Below are 19459 nucleotides of genomic sequence, written 5' to 3'. Positions count from 1 at the left end.
TCTCTCATAAAATAAAAAACGCACCCACATGCATGGGTGCGTCGGTCGACAATAAAAAGAAGCTTATCGATCGGGTGCAACACCCGCAGGAATTAGCACAGTATCTTTCGACCTGTTGCTGAGGCTTCAAAGGGCCAGTCCCTCCACCTCTCTGGATAAGAATGTAATTTTTCATAACAGTACCAACCCCGTTCTGAATTGTCAACACAATTCAGAATTTATCATACAAAAAAACGCCTTACACCAAATTGGTATAAGACGTCTATCGCTTATTTTTTCGCAAACAAATCGGCAGTCTTCAATGCCATCCGAACCGCTTTGCGGTTCAATGTGCCTTGTTGATGCTTCATTTCTTTTGTTTGATTGTTCAACTTGCCTTGAAGCGATTTGATTTTTTTATCTTTTTCAGCCATTTTTGCTTTATCGCGTTTTTGAGCAGCCACGATTTTTTGCTCTTCGGCCGGGAAGTATGATTCAAAACGTGAAACAGCTTCTTCAATGCTGATTCCTGTGATCGGTTTAACGACCGGGAGCAACTCTGCTTTTGCCATTTCGCGATCAAACGGAACGTTCTCCGGATAGTTCGTTTCTTTGTAGATGTGCTCTAAATCATTTGTGTTCAAGAAATCAACGAAGTTGTCGAAGTTACGTGCTTGAACACGTGTCGGGCTTTGGAAGTCAGCTGACTCAATCACATCCGACAAGCGTGTGCTGTCTGTGATGTCATTTGCCCAGATGTGTGTCAATTGGTGATAATCCGTTAATTCACGCATTCGTGCATCTTTCGGAATCAGGATACTTGGTGTTCCGGCAAGTGTTGCCGTGATGTTTCCGTGAAGACGTGCTCCGAAGCTGAAATCTGCTTCTTTCAAGAAGTCGATCCATGTCTGTGCGTTCAGGAAGAAGCGGACACGGTCATTCATGTAAGTCGGATCTGACATTTTAACCGGATAGTTCGTGACCGATAAGTCAGCAATCGGATGTGTCCCTGTGTACGTCAAACGCAACTCTTTCATCCATTGCGGGATGAAGTAGTGATTCGGATACTCTTCCATTCCGCGTGTGATGAAGTTAAGGACGTTTTGCGGTGCAAGACGTGACGAGTTAACCCCGATCATTGAATCTTTTGTGATGTTCGTTTCACGGATCTTCAAGTCACGACCGAACGCATACATCGATGGGCAACCGATGACTTTGTGGTCGATTCCTTCACGGAAACCAAGACGCGTCAGGTATTTTGATGTGATTTCGCCGCGAAGTCCAAGCATGCTTGAGCGCTCAAGAACTGCACTGACAAACGCTTTAACATCTTCATCGAACGAGAAACCGTCGTTTAAGTTCGCTTCAAACGGTGCACGTAAACCGACACCGATGACGACGACCGGAATCTTTAATTTTTTAATTAATTTTGTATATTTACGAAGTGTCGGAACGAATTCTTTACGGAATGCGTCAGCGAGTGGAATGACATACAAATCGAAGTTCGCGTTGATCTCATCTGCACGCTCTTCTTCATAATAGTAGTAATCAGGCGTGATTGTCGTACCTTCTGTCATCAAAGTGCGGAAAATACTGTATTGATAAATCAGGTTTCCGACATTTCCTCCGATTGAGTTATGTTTCATCAAGTATTCTGCGTCGAACTGTTCAAACGGTGTCATACCCGCACGGATAATAATACGTTTCATGTAAAATAATTCCCCTCTCACTTCTGTTCTCATAAAATATATTTTGGTTTTTTAACCATCTTGTCTTTTCAAGAATAGTTGAATGCAATTCAGCAAGTCAACGAATAGCTGAAAATTACACATTATTGTGGATTATTAAAAATATTAGGCTCAATACAACCTAACCTTTATTCCCGATATAACTACTAGTTAAACATCTTTTCTCGACATACGGTAAATTTCGAGGTTCGCATAAATCGCCGGCAACAATACTTGTATTGTATCGTCTTTCGAAAGAAGTGTTCCGAACAGGTGGGCGGATTCGACTTCACTGCCCTTCTCCATGTCACGTAACAAGGACGATTTCATCGTATCCGTCATTTGGGCAATCTGTTTCTGTTGAATCTGTTCAATGCCGTCACTGAACACGGCACCTTGGTGTTCCATTTCTTCCTTCGCTTCCGTTGCCAGGCGACGGATCATCCTCATGCCTTGTTCCTGCGAACGAATCGGACCGATTGCTGAGCGGAAGAGTGACGTCACACCGGAAAACGTCGTGATGAACAGATACTTATTCCACATGTCGCGGGTAATCGTATCTGAATAGTTGATCGGAGCCGCTGTTCCGGTCAAATGCTGCTTCAATTCTTCCAAGCGGTCTGTCCGCGTTCCCGGCAATGGACCAAATAACAGATGGTGGGACGGACTCGTCTGAAGGATACGCCCTTGTGCATCAAGCGTCGATTCAATAAAGCAGAGTCCACCCAGCACACGCTGTTCTCCAAAACGGTCCACTAACTGTTTCAAATGTGCCATGCCGTTTAAGAGCGGCAGGATGTATGTATGTTCCGAAACAAAAGGTGCGATATCGTGCAACACCTGTTCCAAATGATAGGCTTTTGTCGACAAGATGATCACATCAAAGGTCTCGTCTGCCCCTGCTTCAATTAAACGCGGCGTAAGATGGATATCACCATGCAGACTGTTAATTTCGAGTCCTGATGTTTTTAACTCCTGTAATCGCCGCTCCCGGACTAAAAATGTGACGTCTTCCCCTTTTTCCGCCAATCGTGCGCCGAAATAACCGCCGACGGCACCGGCACCGACCACTAAAATCTTCATTTAATCCCCTCCATCTGACTGATTCATCACTTTCTCTTATATGCTTTCATTCTTTAGCCTATCACATCAGAAAGCAGCGATTCAGGAAAGATGACAATTTAATTAAAGCGCTTGCATTTTAGTTTCCGTCGTTTATACTACTTGTATACAAGTATACTTATCAAACAAAGTAGGTGCTTTTTTATGTCTGATCTTTTATACCCGATTAAATGGTTATCAAAAGCATCCGCCGGTGATCGTGTCGCCCATGAACTGCGAATGCGGATCATTTCCGGCAAGATCGAGAGCGGTACCGTCCTATCCGAAAACAAACTGGCCGCTGATTTTTCCGTCAGCCGGTCTCCTGTCCGGGATGCCCTGAAAGTATTGGCGTCAGAACGGATTATCCGGTTGGAACGGATGGGTGCCGTCGTCGTCGGGCTGTCCAAAAAAGACATTCAGGAAATTTATGACGTCCGACTGTTAATCGAAACGTTCGTTTTTGAACGGATCGTCAAGATGGATCGTCAAGATCTGGTCCGTGAACTGAGCAAAGTTCTCGAGATGATGAAGATTGCCATCAAGTATAAGGATGCGGATGAATTTTCGTATCAAGACGTCCTGTTTCACGAAACGATCATCCGGTCGATTGATCACGGATATGTCAGCATGATGTGGCAGAATCTCAAGCCCGTCATGGAAAGCTTCATCTTATTGTCGATGCGTCAGCGTCTCGATGAGGACATCGAAGATTTCGAGCGGATTCTCGAGAACCATGCGCTCTACATCGAAGCGATTGAGACCGGCGACCGCAAACGAATGATTGCCTCGCTGCATCAGAACTTTGATGATGTGCAGGAAGTCGAAGATTTATGGAAATCGCAACAACTGATGACGAAGGGAGTCGAACCACATGACTGAACACATGTTAGGGATTGATATTGGGACGACGAGCACCAAAGCCGTACTCTTTACGACAAAAGGAGAAGTCGTCGGACAAACGAACGTCGGCTATCCGCTCCACACGCCGAATCGTTCGACGGCGGAACAGGATCCGGAAGAGATTTTTCATGCCGTCCTTGAAAGCATCCGGTTGATGACGAAACAACATCCGACGGAGCAACCAAAGTTTGTCGCCTTCAGCAGTGCCATGCACAGTCTGATCGCAATGGATGAACACGATCAACCGTTGACGGCCTGCATCACATGGGCCGACAGCCGGAGCGAAGTCTGGTCGAACCGGATCAAGGAGCAGTACGGGTACTCGATTTATCACCGCACCGGAACTCCGGTTCACCCTATGTCGCCGCTCAGTAAGATTTGTTGGCTCGTCGAAGAGCATCCGGACATTGCGGCACGGACGAAAAAATATATCGGAATCAAGGAATTTGTTTTCCAACGTCTGTTCGGACAATATGTCATCGACCATTCTCTCGCTTCAGCAACCGGCTTGTTCAATATCCATGAGCTTGACTGGGATACGGAAGCGTTGCAGGTCGCAGGCATCGATGCATCAAAACTGTCGCGCCCTGTTTCTACGACGACGTCCTTTACCGATTTGGCACCGGAATATGCCAAACAAATCGGATTAAACGCTTCGACACCGTTTTTAATCGGTGCAAGTGACGGCGTTCTGTCGAATCTCGGGGTGAACGCGATCCGCAAGGGCGAAATCGCGATTACAATCGGCACGAGCGGCGCGATCCGAACGATCATCGACCGTCCGCAAACGGACGAAAAAGGCCGGATTTTCTGTTATGCCTTAACCGAGAACCATTGGGTCATCGGTGGACCGGTCAACAACGGCGGTATGGTCTTACGCTGGATCCGCGACGAACTGGCCTCGGCGGAAGTCGAGACAGCGAAACGACTCGGAATCGATGCGTATGCTGTCTTGACGAAGATTGCCGAACGGGTCCGGCCGGGATCAGACGGTTTACTGTTCCATCCGTATCTGTCCGGCGAGCGGGCTCCGCTTTGGAATCCGGATGTCAGCGGTTCTTTCTTCGGATTGACGCTGTCGCACAAAAAAGAACATATGATTCGGGCCGCCCTGGAAGGTGTCATTTATAACTTATACACCGTCTTCCTTGCGCTCATCGAATGTATGGACGGTCCGGTCACACGGATACAGGCAACCGGGGGGTTTGCCCGTTCTGAAGTGTGGCGTCAAATGATGGCGGATATCTTCGAATCGGAAGTCGTCATTCCGGAAAGTTTTGAAAGTTCATGTCTTGGAGCCTGTATTCTCGGATTGTATGCGACAGGGGAAGTCGATTCGTTCGAGGTGGCAGCAGACATGATCGGCGATACACATCGCCATGTGCCAAATGAGGAAGCCATGCACGAATACCGTCAGTTACTGCCGATTTTCATCAGTTTGGCACGTGTTCTGGAAACGGATTATCGACGCATCGCTACGTATCAACGGGGTCTGATTCAAAAAGAAATTTAATTTAAGTTTTTGGGGGAAGTCACATGCCATTAGTCATTGTTGCCATCGGGATTATTCTGTTACTTGTTTTAATTATGGGGTTAAAATTAAACACGTTCGTTTCTTTAATCATCGTCTCGTTTGTCGTCGCTTTACTGCTTGGAATGCCGCTTGATCAAATCGTCACGACGATTGAAGCCGGTCTCGGCGGAACGCTTGGTCACCTCGCCTTAATCTTCGGACTCGGTGCCATGCTCGGGAAACTGATTGCCGATGCAGGCGGTGCGCAACGAATCGCGATGACGCTTGTCGCGAAGTTTGGGGAAAAGAACATTCAATGGGCTGTCGTTGTTGCTTCATTCATCATCGGGATCGCGTTATTCTTTGAAGTCGGACTGGTGCTATTGATTCCAATCGTCTTCGCGATCTCACGTCAGTTGCGTGTCTCGATCCTCTATCTCGGGATTCCGATGGTCGCGGCACTTTCCGTCACACACGGCTTCCTGCCGCCACACCCGGGCCCGACTGTCATCGCCGGCGAGTACGGTGCTGATCTCGGACAAGTTCTTTTATACGGTTTCATCGTAGCTGTGCCGACCGTCATCATCGCCGGTCCGATCTTTACGAAAATCGCAAAACGAATCGTTCCGGAATCCTTTAAAAAGACAGGCAACATTGCGTCACTCGGGGAACAAAAAGAATTTAATCTCGACGAGACACCAGGATTCGGCATCAGTGTTTTCACAGCAATGCTGCCAGTTCTCCTGATGTCGATTGCCACGATTTTAACGTTATTACAAAAAACGCTCGGTTGGGAAAGCAACACTGTTTTATCTGCCATTCAATTCATCGGAAACGCATCGACGGCGATGCTGATTTCCCTGCTTGTCGCCATCTATACGATGGGACTGGCGCGTCAGATTCCGATTAAAAGCGTTATGGATTCTTGTACGACAGCCATCACGCAAATCGGTATGATGCTGCTGATCATCGGCGGCGGCGGTGCTTTCAAGCAGGTCCTGATTGACGGTGGTGTCGGTAAATTCGTCGCTAAGATGTTTGAAGATACGACCTTATCACCGATTTTACTGGCGTGGATCATCGCAGCTATCTTACGGATTTCACTTGGTTCGGCAACCGTCGCTTCACTGACGACAGCCGGTCTCGTCATTCCGTTGCTCGGCCAATCGGATGTCAATCTGGCACTTGTCGTTCTCGCAACAGGAGCCGGCAGTTTGATCGCTTCACACGTCAACGACGCCGGATTCTGGATGTTTAAAGAGTATTTCGGATTAACCATGAAAGAAACTTTCGCGACGTGGACCTTGCTTGAGACAATCATTTCCGTCTTCGGACTTGGATTCGTCCTTCTGCTCAGTCTCGTCGTCTAAAAAAAGGAGTCGATCTTATATGCTACATTCAATCGGAGTCATCGGGCTCGGTGTCATGGGGCGCAACATCGCCTTGAACATGGCAAGCCGTCAGGAAGACGTCGCTGTCTATAACTACACACGTGATTTAACGGATGACTTAATGGCACATAACGAAGGATTGCCGGTTCATCCTTATTACGAGGTGGCTGATTTTGTTCAATCCCTAGCCCGTCCTCGAAAAATTTTCGTCATGGTCACGGCGGGAAGTGCAATTGATTCAGTCATCGAGTCACTGATTCCACACCTCGAAACAGGCGACATCATCATGGACGGTGGAAACTCGCATTTCCATGATACGGAACGCCGCTTCGATCAGTTGCAACAACACGGAATCGAATACATCGGTGTCGGTGTCTCCGGCGGTGAAGTCGGTGCACGGACCGGCCCTGCCATCATGCCGGGCGGTACAAAAGAAGCCTACGAACAAGTCGCGCCGATTTTGACGAAGATTGCGGCACAAGTGAACGGTGATCCATGTTGCGTCTACATCGGACCAAAAGGTGCCGGCCATTTCGTCAAGATGGTCCATAACGGGATCGAATACGCCGACATGCAGCTGATCGCGGAAGCGTACAGTTTTCTCCGGGTCCGTCTCGGCCTTGACGTGGAAGAAATCGCGGATGTCTTCGCGTCTTGGAATGAAGGCGAGCTGAAAAGTTATCTGATCGAGATTACAGCCGATATTCTCCGGAAAAAAGATGACGAGACCGGTCTTCCGTTGATCGATGTCATCTTGGATCAAGCCGGTCAAAAAGGGACAGGCAAATGGACGAGCATGCAATCGATTGATAACGGGATTGCTTCGTCCATCATTACAGAAGCCCTCTTCGCCCGCTATCTTTCTGCTGTCAAAGAAGAACGTGTCGCAGCTGCTTCCGTTCTCGGTGGACCGGAAGCACGTGAGACACTTGATAAAGACGTCTGGATCGAACGGATCCGCCAAGCGCTCTACATGGGGAAAATCGCCGCATACGCGCAAGGGTTCACACAGTACCGGACGTCATCCGAGCTGTATGACTGGAACTTGCGTCTCGAAGAAATCGCCTTGATTTTCCGTGGCGGCTGTATCATCCGGGCCGAGTTCCTCAATGTCATCAGTGAGGCGTTTGCGAAAGACGAGTCGCTTGCGAACTTAATGCTAGCACCGTACTTCGCGGATAAAGTACAAGCGTATCAAACGGCACTGCGTCAGGTGGTCGCTGAAAGTGCGTTATCCGGACTCGCTGCTCCGTGTCTCAGCACATCGCTGACCTATTACGACAGCTACCGGACGGCGAACTCCAATGCGAACATCCTGCAAGCCCAGCGTGATTATTTCGGAGCCCATACGTATGCCCGGACGGATCGTGAAGGAACGTTCCATACGGACTGGCAGTAACTTATACAGCTTCCATTTCCTGTTTCATTTAAGGAAATGGAAGTTCTTTTTTTGTTCACACTTTGTTTATCAGAATAGGAAATTGCAGGTTATGTCTTGACAAAACTAAGCGTCTATATGAAATTAGTATTAGATTAGAATTATTCTAGTGTGATAGATACAGTTGTTACTTTCTACTAGAACAGATTCTTAAATAGAACCCAACAGGAGGATTTTTATCATGTCTTTAATCGGAAGTGAAGTAAAACCATTTAGTGCATCAGCATTCCACAACGGAGAGTTCGTCGATCTTACAGATGCCAACCTTCGTGGAAAATGGAGTGTCGTTTGTTTCTACCCAGCAGACTTTACATTCGTTTGCCCGACTGAGCTCGAAGATCTTCAAAACCAATACGCAACACTCAAAGCGCTTGACGTTGAAGTGTACTCAGTTTCAACAGACACGCACTTTACACATAAAGCATGGCACGAAACTTCAGAAACAATCGGTAAAATCGAGTACGTCATGATTGGTGACCCGTCACACGTCATCTCACGTAACTTCGAAGTCTTAAACGAGCAAGACGGACTTGCAGACCGCGGAACGTTCATCATCGATCCGGACGGCGTCATCCAAACTGTTGAAATCAACGCAGGCGGAATCGGCCGTGACGCAAGCACACTCGTCAACAAAATCAAAGCAGCACAATATGTACGCAACAACCCAGGCGAAGTTTGCCCAGCGAAATGGGAAGAAGGTTCTGCAACACTTACACCGAGCCTTGACCTCGTCGGAAAAATTTAAGGAGCGGATTTGAGATGGCTTTAGCAGCAGATATTAAAGCACAACTCGCTCAATACCTCGATTTATTGGAAGGAGATCTTGTCCTCGCGGTCAGCGCCGGGACAGACTCCGTTTCTCTTGAGATGAGCGAGCTCGTCGAAGAAATCGCGAGCATGTCACCACGAATCAGCATCGAACAGGCGGCCTTGCCGCGGACACCAAGCTTCAGCGTCAACCGTGTCGGGGAAGAGAGCGGCATTACGTTTGCCGGGATTCCACTCGGTCACGAGTTCACGTCCCTCGTCTTGGCGTTACTCCAAGTCAGCGGTCGCGCGCCGAAAGTCGACGCCGCACTGATCGAACAGATCAAAGGCATCAAAGAAACGTATCATTTCGAATCGTACATCAGTCTCAGCTGCCACAACTGTCCGGATGTCGTTCAAGCCCTAAACGTCATGAGTGTCCTGAACCCGAATATCAGCCACACGATGATTGACGGCGGTGCCTTTAAACAAGAAGTCGAAGCAAAAGAAATCATGGCTGTCCCAACTGTCTTCGTCAACGGCGAAGCCTTCGGAAACGGTCGGATGTCCCTCGAAGAGATTCTCGCGAAACTCGGTACAGGTGTCGACGCTTCTGATTTTGCGGACAAAGACCCGTACGACGTTCTTGTCGTCGGTGGCGGTCCTGCCGGTGCCAGTGCTGCGATTTACGCGGCACGTAAAGGAATCCGGACGGGAATCGTCGCGGAACGCTTCGGTGGTCAGGTCATGGATACGATGAGTATCGAGAACTTCATCAGCATGAAGTATACGGAAGGTCCGAAACTCGTGGCGAGTCTTGAAGAACACGTCAAAGAGTACGGGATCGATGTCATGAACCTTCAACGGGCGACACGTCTTGAGAAAAAAGACTTCGTGGAACTGGAGCTTGAAAACGGTGCGGTCTTGAAAACGAAGAGTCTGATCCTTTCAACAGGAGCACGCTGGCGTAACATCGGTGTGCCTGGCGAACTTGAATTCAAGAACAAAGGGGTTGCGTACTGTCCTCACTGTGACGGTCCACTCTTCGAAGGAAAACGCGTTGCGGTTATCGGCGGCGGGAATTCTGGTGTCGAAGCGGCGATTGATTTGGCCGGTCTCGTCAAACATGTGACGGTGCTTGAATTTGCACCGGAACTGAAAGCGGACGCGGTCTTACAAGACCGTCTCGCGAGTCTTCCGAACGTCACGGTCGTTGCCAACGCCCAGACGAAGGAAATCACGGGTACGGATAAAGTGAACGGCATCACGTATGTCGAACGCGAAACAGGTGCTGAGCACCATGTCGAGCTCGAAGGCGTTTTCGTCCAGATCGGTCTTGTGCCAAACACAGACTGGCTCGGCGAAACGATCGAACGCAACAAGTTCGGTGAAATCCTCGTTGATCGTCATGGCGCAACGAACATCCCGGGTGTCTTTGCAGCCGGTGACTGTACGGACAGTGCATACAAACAGATCATCATCTCGATGGGATCAGGTGCTACCGCAGCACTCGGTGCTTTCGATTATATGATTCGTAACTGATGATGAAAACGTCTTGCTTCGGCAAGGCGTTTTTTGATTGTAAAATCTAGTATGAACAGAATCGCTACGAACAAAAGAGAATTTTTCCCGTGCTTTTCTCGGGCGAGGCGCAAGCCGCGGCTTTGGCGACCAACAGGTCTTAAAGCCGGGTCTCGCCTGCCTCTACCAGCGCGTAAACGCGCTTTTTCCCGTAGAAGTCACGGGACATCCTCTTTCGGGCGCATACTTTCATCATTAGAGGTCAAAGTTCAAACTGACCCCTATAAATTGTTTGAAATTGATACTTTTAGCTAGTCCAGATATCTGATAGATTGAGAGTATTCAAAATCTATCATAAAGAAGGTCTGACACATGCAAAAAGCAGCACCGTATTCAAGCACTCGTACCCGGCAACTCGTCATCACTTCAATGTCGATTGCACTTGTTTTTGTTGCTACATTTTTCATTAATATCAAACTGCCGATCGCGGCAAATGGCGGACTCGTCCACATGGGAACAGCGATGTTGTTCCTGATCGCAATTCTCTTCGGACCCCGGACAGCAATGATTGCCGGCGCGGTTGGAATGGGACTTTTCGATATCATGTCTGGTTGGGCACTTTGGGCGCCTTTCTCCTTTGTCGGTCGCGGTTTACAAGGATTCATCGTCGGTTGGATTGCTTGGACATATGGACGTAACGGAACAAAGCCCGGTGTCAATCTGCTTGCTATGATTGCATCGGTTCCCGCCATGCTCGCTGTCTATTATATCTGCGAAGGGATTTTGTACAGTAACTGGGTAGCTCCAGCATTATCGATTCCAGGTAACATCACACAAAACGTCGTCGGAATTCTTGTTGCGATTCCAGTCGGGATTGCCCTAAAGAAAACACGTTTCTTCCGTCAACGCGGCTGATGCACGACAAACAACCCCGCTCTCTTCAAGAGAACGGGGTTTTGTTATTTTATATAATGTGTTTAACGAATCGGCTGTGCTTCCGTCAATTCGAGTGTTTTTGTTGTTTCGGCGTGGATTTGATCAAAGAGTTCCGGATTCGCGACGAGTGACGTGCCGTACGACGGAATCATTTCTTTGATTTTCGCTTCCCAGCTAGGCAGTTGATCCGGGAAACACTTGGCCAGCACTTCCAGCATGACCGGTACAGCTGTTGAAGCGCCTGGTGACGCACCGAGCAACGCTGCGACCGAACCGTCTGCCGCACTGACGACTTCCGTTCCGAACTGAAGTGTCCCCTTGCCTTGCGGTGTATCTTTGATGACCTGCACCCGTTGACCGGCAACGACGACATCCCAGTCTTCCGTCTTCGCGTTCGGAATGAACTCACGCAGTTCGTTCATCCGTTGCTCCGTCGACAGTAAGACCTGTTCGATCAAGTACTTCGTCAGTCCCATCTCTTTTGCGCCTGCCGCAAGCATCGTCAAGACATTGTTCGGTTTAACCGATGTGATCAAATCAAGATTCGATCCCGTTTTAAGAAACTTCGGCGAGAAGCCGGCAAACGGTCCGAATAAGAGTGATTTTTGACCGTCAATGTAACGTGTATCCAAGTGCGGGACAGACATCGGCGGTGCACCGACTTTCGCTTTCCCGTAGACTTTCGCATGATGACGCTCGGCGATTTCCGGGTTTTTACAGACGAGGAACAAGCCGCTGACCGGGAATCCGCCAATCTGTTTCGACTCCGGAATCCCTGTTTTTTGAAGCAACGGCAAGCTTCCACCGCCGCCGCCGATAAAGACGAACTTCGCGGTATGATGTTCAATCCGGTTGTCGCGTTCGTTTTTGACTTTGACTTCCCAGCCGCCGTCGACCCGTTTCAAGTCTTCGACACCGTGACCGTAGTTGATCTCAACATCGAGTTGTTTTAAGTGATCAAACAAAATCCGTGTCAACGCTCCGAAATTGACGTCCGTTCCCGAATCGATTTTTGTTGCTGCGATCGGCTCCGGTGACGTCCGGCCTTCCATGATTAACGGAATCCATTGTTTCAGCTGCTCCGGATCTTCCGAAAATTCCATCCCTTTGAACAACGGATTAGCTGAGAGCGCTTCCAATCGTTTTTTCAGGAATGTGACGTTTTCCGCGCCTTCGACCATACTCATATGCGGAATCGGCATGATGAATTCTTTTGGATTCGGCAACACCTGTTCTTTGACGAGGTGCGACCAGAACTGGCGCGACAACTGGAACTGCTCGTTGACCTTGACGGCTTTACTGATGTCGATCGTTCCGTCGGCGTTTTCCGTCGTATAGTTCAGTTCACAAAGTGCAGCGTGACCTGTCCCCGCGTTGTTCCACTCATTCGAGCTTTCTTCCCCAGCACTTGCTAACTTCTCGAATACTTTAATCTTCATGTCCGGCGCAAGCTCTTTTAATAAGACCCCTAACGTTGCGCTCATGACTCCGGCACCAATCAAAATAACATCTGTTTGTTTAGGCATACTGCTCATGATATCCTTCCTATCCCCGTTTGATATTATGGACCTGTCATACCAGTTGAAAGCGCTCGTATGACGACAACTTACCTTTCCAGTATAACCCTATCACAGGTCATTCATAAATTAAAATATCCAGTGCCTCTAACTAAAAATAAATACACTTCCCTTGCAACAATCGCGCTCATCCTGAGACATACTTTCAGAAAAAGCGGCTATATACTCTTATAGAGAAAAAAGGGGGGAACCATTTATGGCGACACGCTGGATTTTCGGCAATCAACTGAGTCACACCTTACCGCTTCTAACAGAAGCCGATCCAAAAGAAGATATCATCCTGATGGTGGAAGCGACATCGCGCTCGACCTGGAAAACCTATCATAAACAAAAACTGGTGCTGATTTTTTCGGCGATGCGGCATTTCGCAGACGAACTCCGGGAAAAAGGATTTACGGTCGATTACCGGGAAGCCGATTCGTTTGATGAAGCGTGGAAGCAGCACCAGAAGCAGTACAAACCGACACACCTCCTCTATACAGCCATCACAGACGAACCGATGCGCCGTGTCATGCAAAAATTTCAGGATGCTCTCCCGAAATCCATCACCGTCGATGTCTGCTCCGATGTTCCGCTCTTTTTATTGACGCAGGACGAAGCCGTGGCGCTGCTTGGAGACAAACCATGGAAGATGGACCGCTTTTACCGACAACTTCGCAAAGACCACCGTTTGTTGATGAACGGGAATAAGCCGGTCGGCGGAAAATGGTCGTTTGATGCAGATAACCGGAAACCGGCAAAGGACGGCATCGATTTTAAAACACCGATCCGGTTCCGTCCGGACCAGATTACACGTGACGTCATGAAAAAGGTCGACACGTCGTTTGCCGACCATCCGGGTCAGCTTGAGACGTTCCACTGGCCGGTCACCCGAGCAGAAGCCCAGCGCGCGCTCGCCCGGTTCATCGACGAACGACTTGAGACGTTCGGGACCTATCAGGATGCGATGCTGACGGGAGAAGATACGTTATCGCACTCCCTGCTCTCCTCGTCGATCAATATCGGCTTACTGTCACCGGACGAAGTCATCAAAGCGGCAGCGGCTGCACTGGAAGACCAGGAGGCTCCGCTTAATGCCGTCGAAGGATTCATCCGGCAAATTCTCGGATGGCGCGAATACATGCGGGCTGTGTATTTAAGCGAGATGCCGGGATATGAACAGGTCAATGTCCTGAAACACAACCGCGATTTGCCGGACTTCTTTTGGGACGGCGAAACAAAGATGACATGTGTCGCGGAGTCGTTGCGACCTGTCATCGAAACGGCGCACAATCACCACATTCAGCGACTGATGGTGCTCGGGAACTTTGCCAATCTGTTTGAGATTTCCCCTCAACAGACGGCGGACTGGTTTAACGAAATGTATATCGATGCCTATGACTGGGTCGTCCTGCCGAACGTGCTCGGGATGGCTTTGCATGCCGACGGCGGTCTCCTGTCGACGAAACCGTACATTGCCTCGGCGAACTATATTCATAAGATGAGCGACTACTGCGGGAACTGTCCCTTTAACCAGAAGGACGCACTCGGCGACAATGCCTGTCCGTTCAACGCATTATACTGGGACTTCATCGCCCGGCACGAGGAACGGTTCTCCGGCAACCAACGGATGTCGATGATGTACCGGCAGTGGGCCAAACGGGATAAAAGCGATCAGCAGGCGATTCGCAAAAAAGCGACCGCCTTGAAGAAACAGCTGGCGGATGGCGCATTTCACAGCTGAGTATCGTCTCAACAAATAAGACCCGGCTCCCTGCCTTACTTGGCAGGAAATCGGGTCTTTGTTTATTTCTGTGATACATTACGCACTGTGACGTTCTGCTTTTTGATGTTTTTTCGTCCGCAGCTGATACAGGACAAACAATCCGATGAACCAGACCGGTGTCAGGAGAAGCGCAGGACGTGTTTCATCCGCAACCAGCATGACGAATAAAATCAGCGTGAACAGACCGAGCACAAGATAGTTAACGAACGGTGTGAGTGGCGCTTTGAACGTCGATGCAGCATGTAATTCCGGCTGTGTCTTCTTGTATTTCAAGTGACAGACGAGAATGACGCCCCAAACCCAGATGAAACAGATCGCACTGATCGTCGTCACGATGCTGAACGCTTGTCCCGGAAGTAATTTACTCAACAAGGCTCCACCCGAGACGACCAATGTCGAAATGAACAACGCATTCGCCGGCACATGGTTTTTATTGAGCTTCGAAAATGATTGGGGTGCCTGTTTTTGATTCCCGAGATTATAGAGAATCCGGCTCGTCGAGAACATCCCGCTGTTACAAGCAGATGCGGCTGATGTCAGGACGACGAAGTTGATGATTCCGGCCGCGACCGGAATTCCGATCAGACTAAACGTTTTGACGAACGGGCTTTCCGTTGCGTTCAGTCCGGTCCACGGATTGATCATTAGAAGGACCAATAAGGCACCGACGTAGAAGAAGAGAATCCGTAACGGAATCTTATTGATTGCGGACGGAATGTTCTTTTTTGGATCCGCCGTCTCAGCGGCCGAGACACCGACCAGTTCAACACCGACATAGGCGAAGACGACCATTTGGAACGACAACAGGAAACCGGTGACACCGTTCGGGAACATCCCGCCGTGCTGCCACAAGTTCTTGACCGTGACCGGTCCCGCATCCGTATTAAAGCCGATCACGAGCAGGACGATTCCGACACCGATTAAAGCTAAAATCGTTACGACTTTGATCAGGGCGAACCAAAACTCGAGTTCTCCGAACAGTTTGACCGTCAGAAGATTAAAGCCGAGTAGGATCAACAGGGCGATGACGGCCGGAATCCATTGCGGGATATCAAACCAGTATTTGACGTAAACACCGACGGCAATCACATCGGCCATCGCCGTCATGATCCAGCAGAACCAATATGTCCAGCCGGTTACGAATGCGGCGCGCGGTCCGAGATAATCTTCCGCGATATCCGTCAGGGACTGATAACCGGCTTTTGACAACAGTAACTCTCCGAGTGCCCGCATGACGAAGAAAATCGCAATCCCGACAAGCAGATAAGCAAATACAATCGATGGACCGGCCAACTGAATGGCTTTCCCCGACCCTAAAAACAACCCCGTTCCGATCGTTCCACCAATCGCAATCAATTGGACATGACGATTCGATAAATCCCGCTTTAATCCTTGCTGTTCCAAACCTGAACTCCTCCTTTGATAATCTCTCTGTTTCCCCCGGTCAGACTGTTCTGTCAGTCCAACAAAAAAAGAGACTGGACGGGTGTCCAATCTCAAAAAAATCATCAGAATAGCAAATAATCATTTTCCGGTCAGCAAAGCCAACACAAAAAATAAAGATTTAGTACTCTTCTGTCCTTTTGCCTGAGATTGTGAACCCTTCGGCGCCGTTTACACGGTCTCTCCAGAAGCTGCTCCTGCCATAGTGTGACCCATGACAATCATAGCTTTCTCTTTTTATTCAGTTGCTGAGGTGACATAATCACCTGAATTGTTTCTAATACTAGTAATCTTATGATCGTTTGTCAACCGTTTTATCAAATTCTTTCATTTCTTCTTTCATAACTTGAAAGAGGATTTTCCATTCTATTACCAGAACTCTTTCGTATGGTTACATTCAGAGGAGGTACTTACATTGCAGACCTATTATCTTATCCGTCATTGTGAAGCGACCGGACAAGCAGCCGATGCTCCGTTGACGGCTCAAGGTCAAAAACAAGCGCTATTACTCGCTGACTTTTTTAAATCCATTCCGGTTGACCGGATTTTATCGAGTCCATTTCGCCGAGCAATTGAGTCAATCAACGCTGTCGCCGTACAGGCAGGTTGTTCTATCGAAATCCACGATGACTTGCGTGAACGTACCCTGAGTATTCAATCACTGACCGATTGGCAGGGAGAGCTCCGTAAAACGTTTATTGAATTTGATTATGCATGTCCGGGCGGAGAAACGAGTGCAGAAGCGGCACGGCGAATCCAGGACGTTATAAATGACGTTTGGTCCTACTCTGCTGAGACGACTATTCTTGTGACCCATGGCAATCTACTTACACTATACCTTCATTCACTCGATTCTTCTTTTGGTTTTGAACAAGGACAACATCTTCGTAATCCCGATGTATTTCTCCTTAAAAAAGTTAACGGTGCTTTTGTTTTCGAGAATTTAAACATCATCTGATTTCACGGATTGTTTGTATTGACCATAACGTTCGAGTTCAAAAACGGTTTTCTCGAAATCGAGTAGGCCGTTTTCTTGAAGTTGTAAATAATTTTCACGATAAGCAATCGTCATATTCTTTCCTGTACTTATCCTTTTTGGTCGCTTTAGTTTTAAATCACACTCAGAAGAGTCTTTCATTAGTGTTGACATACACATGTCACGATAGGCTTTGATATCAGGATTTTCTTTCGCCTCAATCTTCGCCCTCAACACAGTTTCTTCTAATTGCCAGTAATGATATTGTTGTTCATTTCCCTTCCACCAAAACCCCCAGAATCCGCCACTAGGGTTTGATACATATCCCCACTTACCATTTAATCTTTTTTGAAGATCTCGATAGAATCCTTGCCAAGAGAAAGCAGTCCATTCCGCAATCGGAAGTGTTTGATAAGAATTGATATCATCGTCTAGTCGTTTTAGATGATGAAGATAATCATCTATAATCGTATTCATCGGAAGATTTCGACGATGACTCTCTAAGATTTTTATCATCCGGTCGCGCGTAAACGGTTGGTACCCTGCCTTATGGATAGCCTGATGATTCGATTGCTCGATGATTTTATAGTACGTCGGTAAAGGGATGAGGTCTCGTGTCGAAATATTCGTTTTTACTTCTTCCAAGTAACGTTCGAGTTGTCCCGAATGTTCTGAAGTGAATGTCTTATCTTCAATTAGGATGGCATATTTTTCATCAATAATGGCTAATACATCCAATCCTTTAAATTGACGAATGATGCGGACTTGTTTAATTTCATCATCTCGTTTATAGCCATGCAAGGAAAAAATCTCATCAATAAACTCGATTGCAATTCGATTTAATTCTTCATCAACGCTATGAAAGCTTGATTCTCCCCACTTCAGTAACCAACATAAAAAAGCATCTTGTGACAGTTCGCTCGTGGCATAATCAAATAAATTAGGCTTCATCAGTAGAGACCTCCTTTTCCTTTTATTAATTATATCCAAAAAATGGATTAAAAGAATCAGTATTAATTCATTCTTTTAAAGAATGAATTAAGTTTCTATTCATGCCATTTATTTATAATTCTTATAAGAATTATCTATTTTACTTCCCCTTCGAACTCGACTACATTTAACGAATTGATAACAAAGTGAAGTAGTTCGAATTCCTGTCTTACAGCGAATCGGCTTAAGAAAAGAAGGGGTACATTATGTCTACACAAGCAAGTCACGCACGAAAAGGGTATTTGATGATGGCTGTTCTCTGGTTCGCCTATGCGACGTTCGCCATGAACTGGGTCGCCGGTTCCTCATTAACCCCGCAAATCACGGCTCATTTTTTCGGAGACCGGACCGTTGACCCGTTGATTTCACAACTCGTCAACTACTCAATCACGACCGCCCGCGTCTTCGCGAACATCTTGGCGGCATTGATTCTGATGAAGCTCGGACCCAAGAAGGCACCGATGCTGGCACTGTTCTTCCTGATGATGGCGATCGTCGCCATTTATCTGCCGAACTACTGGGCATATACGGCGGCCCGGATGGTCATGGGGCTTGGCGGCTCGATGGTCATCGTCTACATGAATCCGGTCGTCACCCGCTACATCAGTAACCCGACGGAAAAACTCCGGATCAATGCGCTCAATACCGTCTCGTATAATGTCGGTGCGTTTGTCGTCTCGTTACTGTTTACGTTTTTTGCGACTCAATTCACGAACAACTGGCAGCTGACGTTAACGATTTTTGCTGCTTTAACAGCCGTCCTGTTCCTCGCCTGGTTGATCTTCAGTGAAGAATTCGATTTGAACACGGCAAGCGACCAAAATGAAGTCGTCACGGCTTACGGCTACCGGGATGCGATCAAAGACAGCTTCTTATGGAAGTATGCGATCGCGTTCGGCGGCTTCCTGACACTGTATATTCTGTCGCTCGTCGGACTCAAACCGGTGTTTGACACGTATACCGAGTTAAACGGATCGCTCGTCAATCTGCTGGTCTCCGGCGCCGGGATCATCGGGACCTTCGTCGGTCTGAAAATCGGCAGCCGCGGGACACCACGAAAACCGATTCTTCTGATCAGCGGCTTCGTGATGATCGGCAGCTTCATCGTCACGGTTGCGTTTGGCAACATCTCACCGCTCGTCTCGTATATTTTTGCTTTCGTCTCCGGGTTCGCGATGTATATTCAGTATCCGATTTTCATGAATCTCGCCCACGAGATGAAAGGCATGACACCACAAAAGATCACCGTCTTGTTCGGCCTGTTCTGGGCGATTGCGTATGCGACCCAAACCATCTTTACGATTATTTGGAGTTACACGCTCGGTCAGATGGGTTATACAGCGTCGATGGTCGTCTTTTTCCTCAGCTGTTCGACGTACCTCATCTTTATTCTCTTTTTACCGGAAACCAAACCGAAACAATCGGTTCCGGCTTCGAAAAAAACAGCCTGAT

The 19459-nt window shown here is 48.0% G+C and carries 15 protein-coding genes and 2 riboswitches; of the genes, 10 read left to right on the top strand and 5 right to left on the bottom strand.

Features of this window, described 5'->3' with window-relative positions:
- Positions 1-60: 60 nt before the first annotated feature.
- Positions 61-162: riboswitch (SAM riboswitch) on the bottom strand.
- A 107-nt stretch (positions 163-269) separates the two neighbouring features.
- The gene (locus N7U64_RS10070; RefSeq protein WP_214850104.1) at positions 270-1688 is read right to left on the bottom strand and encodes a polysaccharide pyruvyl transferase family protein; all 1419 of its coding nucleotides are present in this window, start codon (positions 1686-1688) and stop codon (positions 270-272) included.
- 189 nt (positions 1689-1877) lie between these two features.
- Positions 1878-2789, bottom strand: a complete 912-nt coding sequence (locus N7U64_RS10065; protein WP_318929698.1) for a ketopantoate reductase family protein — start codon at positions 2787-2789, stop codon at positions 1878-1880.
- Between the two features lie 183 nt (positions 2790-2972).
- On the opposite strand from N7U64_RS10065, the gene N7U64_RS10060 reads away from it, so the two are divergent.
- The 7 genes from N7U64_RS10060 to N7U64_RS10030 all read left to right on the top strand — a co-directional run bounded on the left by N7U64_RS10060 (position 2973) and on the right by N7U64_RS10030 (position 11235).
- Positions 2973-3689, top strand: a complete 717-nt coding sequence (locus N7U64_RS10060) for a GntR family transcriptional regulator (RefSeq protein WP_012371856.1) — start codon at positions 2973-2975, stop codon at positions 3687-3689.
- Entirely contained in the window at positions 3682-5223 is a 1542-nt protein-coding gene (gene gntK, locus N7U64_RS10055; protein ID WP_318929697.1) for a gluconokinase, read from the top strand. Before N7U64_RS10060 ends, gntK begins: the two co-directional genes overlap by 8 nt.
- A gap of 23 nt (positions 5224-5246) precedes the next feature.
- Positions 5247-6593 (top strand): GntP family permease, encoded by a 1347-nt coding sequence (locus N7U64_RS10050; protein ID WP_290827982.1) that lies wholly within the window; start codon positions 5247-5249, stop codon positions 6591-6593.
- Between the two features lie 19 nt (positions 6594-6612).
- The gene (gnd, locus tag N7U64_RS10045) at positions 6613-8013 is read left to right on the top strand and encodes a decarboxylating NADP(+)-dependent phosphogluconate dehydrogenase (protein WP_318929696.1); all 1401 of its coding nucleotides are present in this window, start codon (positions 6613-6615) and stop codon (positions 8011-8013) included.
- Positions 8014-8233: 220 nt separating this feature from the next.
- Entirely contained in the window at positions 8234-8797 is a 564-nt protein-coding gene (gene ahpC / locus N7U64_RS10040) for an alkyl hydroperoxide reductase subunit C (RefSeq protein WP_012371860.1), read from the top strand.
- Between the two features lie 14 nt (positions 8798-8811).
- Entirely contained in the window at positions 8812-10341 is a 1530-nt protein-coding gene (gene ahpF, locus N7U64_RS10035; RefSeq protein WP_318929695.1) for an alkyl hydroperoxide reductase subunit F, read from the top strand.
- A gap of 351 nt (positions 10342-10692) precedes the next feature.
- Entirely contained in the window at positions 10693-11235 is a 543-nt protein-coding gene (locus tag N7U64_RS10030; RefSeq protein WP_012371862.1) for an ECF transporter S component, read from the top strand.
- Between the two features lie 62 nt (positions 11236-11297).
- Here N7U64_RS10030 and N7U64_RS10025 read toward each other — a convergent pair whose 3' ends face one another.
- Positions 11298-12791: a malate:quinone oxidoreductase gene (locus tag N7U64_RS10025; protein WP_318929694.1), complete on the bottom strand. Its 1494-nt coding sequence runs from the start codon at positions 12789-12791 to the stop codon at positions 11298-11300.
- A gap of 238 nt (positions 12792-13029) precedes the next feature.
- Between N7U64_RS10025 and N7U64_RS10020 the strand changes: the two genes are divergently transcribed.
- The gene (locus tag N7U64_RS10020) at positions 13030-14556 is read left to right on the top strand and encodes a cryptochrome/photolyase family protein (RefSeq protein ID WP_318929693.1); all 1527 of its coding nucleotides are present in this window, start codon (positions 13030-13032) and stop codon (positions 14554-14556) included.
- 78 nt (positions 14557-14634) lie between these two features.
- Here N7U64_RS10020 and N7U64_RS10015 read toward each other — a convergent pair whose 3' ends face one another.
- Positions 14635-16002: an amino acid permease gene (locus N7U64_RS10015; protein WP_318929692.1), complete on the bottom strand. Its 1368-nt coding sequence runs from the start codon at positions 16000-16002 to the stop codon at positions 14635-14637.
- Positions 16003-16163: 161 nt separating this feature from the next.
- A riboswitch (glycine riboswitch) is annotated at positions 16164-16239 on the bottom strand.
- A gap of 217 nt (positions 16240-16456) precedes the next feature.
- Here N7U64_RS10015 and N7U64_RS10010 point away from each other — a divergent pair.
- Positions 16457-16999 carry a histidine phosphatase family protein gene (locus N7U64_RS10010; RefSeq protein WP_318929691.1) on the top strand — a complete coding sequence of 181 codons (543 nt, stop codon included), beginning with the start codon at positions 16457-16459 and terminating at the stop codon, positions 16997-16999.
- On the opposite strand, the gene N7U64_RS10005 is transcribed toward N7U64_RS10010, so the two are convergent.
- Entirely contained in the window at positions 16985-17968 is a 984-nt protein-coding gene (locus tag N7U64_RS10005; RefSeq protein ID WP_318929690.1) for a PD-(D/E)XK nuclease family protein, read from the bottom strand. The two genes, N7U64_RS10010 and N7U64_RS10005, sit on opposite strands and share 15 nt — an antisense overlap.
- Before the next feature lie 245 nt (positions 17969-18213).
- Here N7U64_RS10005 and N7U64_RS10000 point away from each other — a divergent pair, with 245 nt between their 5' ends.
- Positions 18214-19458 carry an MFS transporter gene (locus tag N7U64_RS10000; RefSeq protein WP_318929689.1) on the top strand — a complete coding sequence of 415 codons (1245 nt, stop codon included), beginning with the start codon at positions 18214-18216 and terminating at the stop codon, positions 19456-19458.
- Position 19459: the final 1 nt, after the last annotated feature.

The sequence above is a fragment of the Exiguobacterium sp. K1 genome (genome assembly GCF_033721435.1).
Taxonomy (GTDB): Bacteria; Bacillota; Bacilli; order Exiguobacteriales; family Exiguobacteriaceae; genus Exiguobacterium_A; species Exiguobacterium_A artemiae.
This window is presented reverse-complemented; position numbering and strand designations above follow the sequence as displayed.

Coding starts and splice junctions, on each gene's coding strand:
- N7U64_RS10030 (WP_012371862.1), top strand. CDS start 10,693: ATGCAAAAAGCAGCACCGTATTCAAGCACTCGTACCCGGCAACTCGTC.
- gntK (WP_318929697.1), top strand. CDS start 3,682: ATGACTGAACACATGTTAGGGATTGATATTGGGACGACGAGCACCAAA.
- ahpC (WP_012371860.1), top strand. CDS start 8,234: ATGTCTTTAATCGGAAGTGAAGTAAAACCATTTAGTGCATCAGCATTC.
- N7U64_RS10025 (WP_318929694.1), bottom strand. CDS start 12,791: ATGAGCAGTATGCCTAAACAAACAGATGTTATTTTGATTGGTGCCGGA.
- N7U64_RS10060 (WP_012371856.1), top strand. CDS start 2,973: ATGTCTGATCTTTTATACCCGATTAAATGGTTATCAAAAGCATCCGCC.
- N7U64_RS10000 (WP_318929689.1), top strand. CDS start 18,214: ATGTCTACACAAGCAAGTCACGCACGAAAAGGGTATTTGATGATGGCT.
- gnd (WP_318929696.1), top strand. CDS start 6,613: ATGCTACATTCAATCGGAGTCATCGGGCTCGGTGTCATGGGGCGCAAC.
- N7U64_RS10065 (WP_318929698.1), bottom strand. CDS start 2,789: ATGAAGATTTTAGTGGTCGGTGCCGGTGCCGTCGGCGGTTATTTCGGC.
- ahpF (WP_318929695.1), top strand. CDS start 8,812: ATGGCTTTAGCAGCAGATATTAAAGCACAACTCGCTCAATACCTCGAT.
- N7U64_RS10020 (WP_318929693.1), top strand. CDS start 13,030: ATGGCGACACGCTGGATTTTCGGCAATCAACTGAGTCACACCTTACCG.
- N7U64_RS10005 (WP_318929690.1), bottom strand. CDS start 17,968: ATGAAGCCTAATTTATTTGATTATGCCACGAGCGAACTGTCACAAGAT.
- N7U64_RS10050 (WP_290827982.1), top strand. CDS start 5,247: ATGCCATTAGTCATTGTTGCCATCGGGATTATTCTGTTACTTGTTTTA.
- N7U64_RS10070 (WP_214850104.1), bottom strand. CDS start 1,688: ATGAAACGTATTATTATCCGTGCGGGTATGACACCGTTTGAACAGTTC.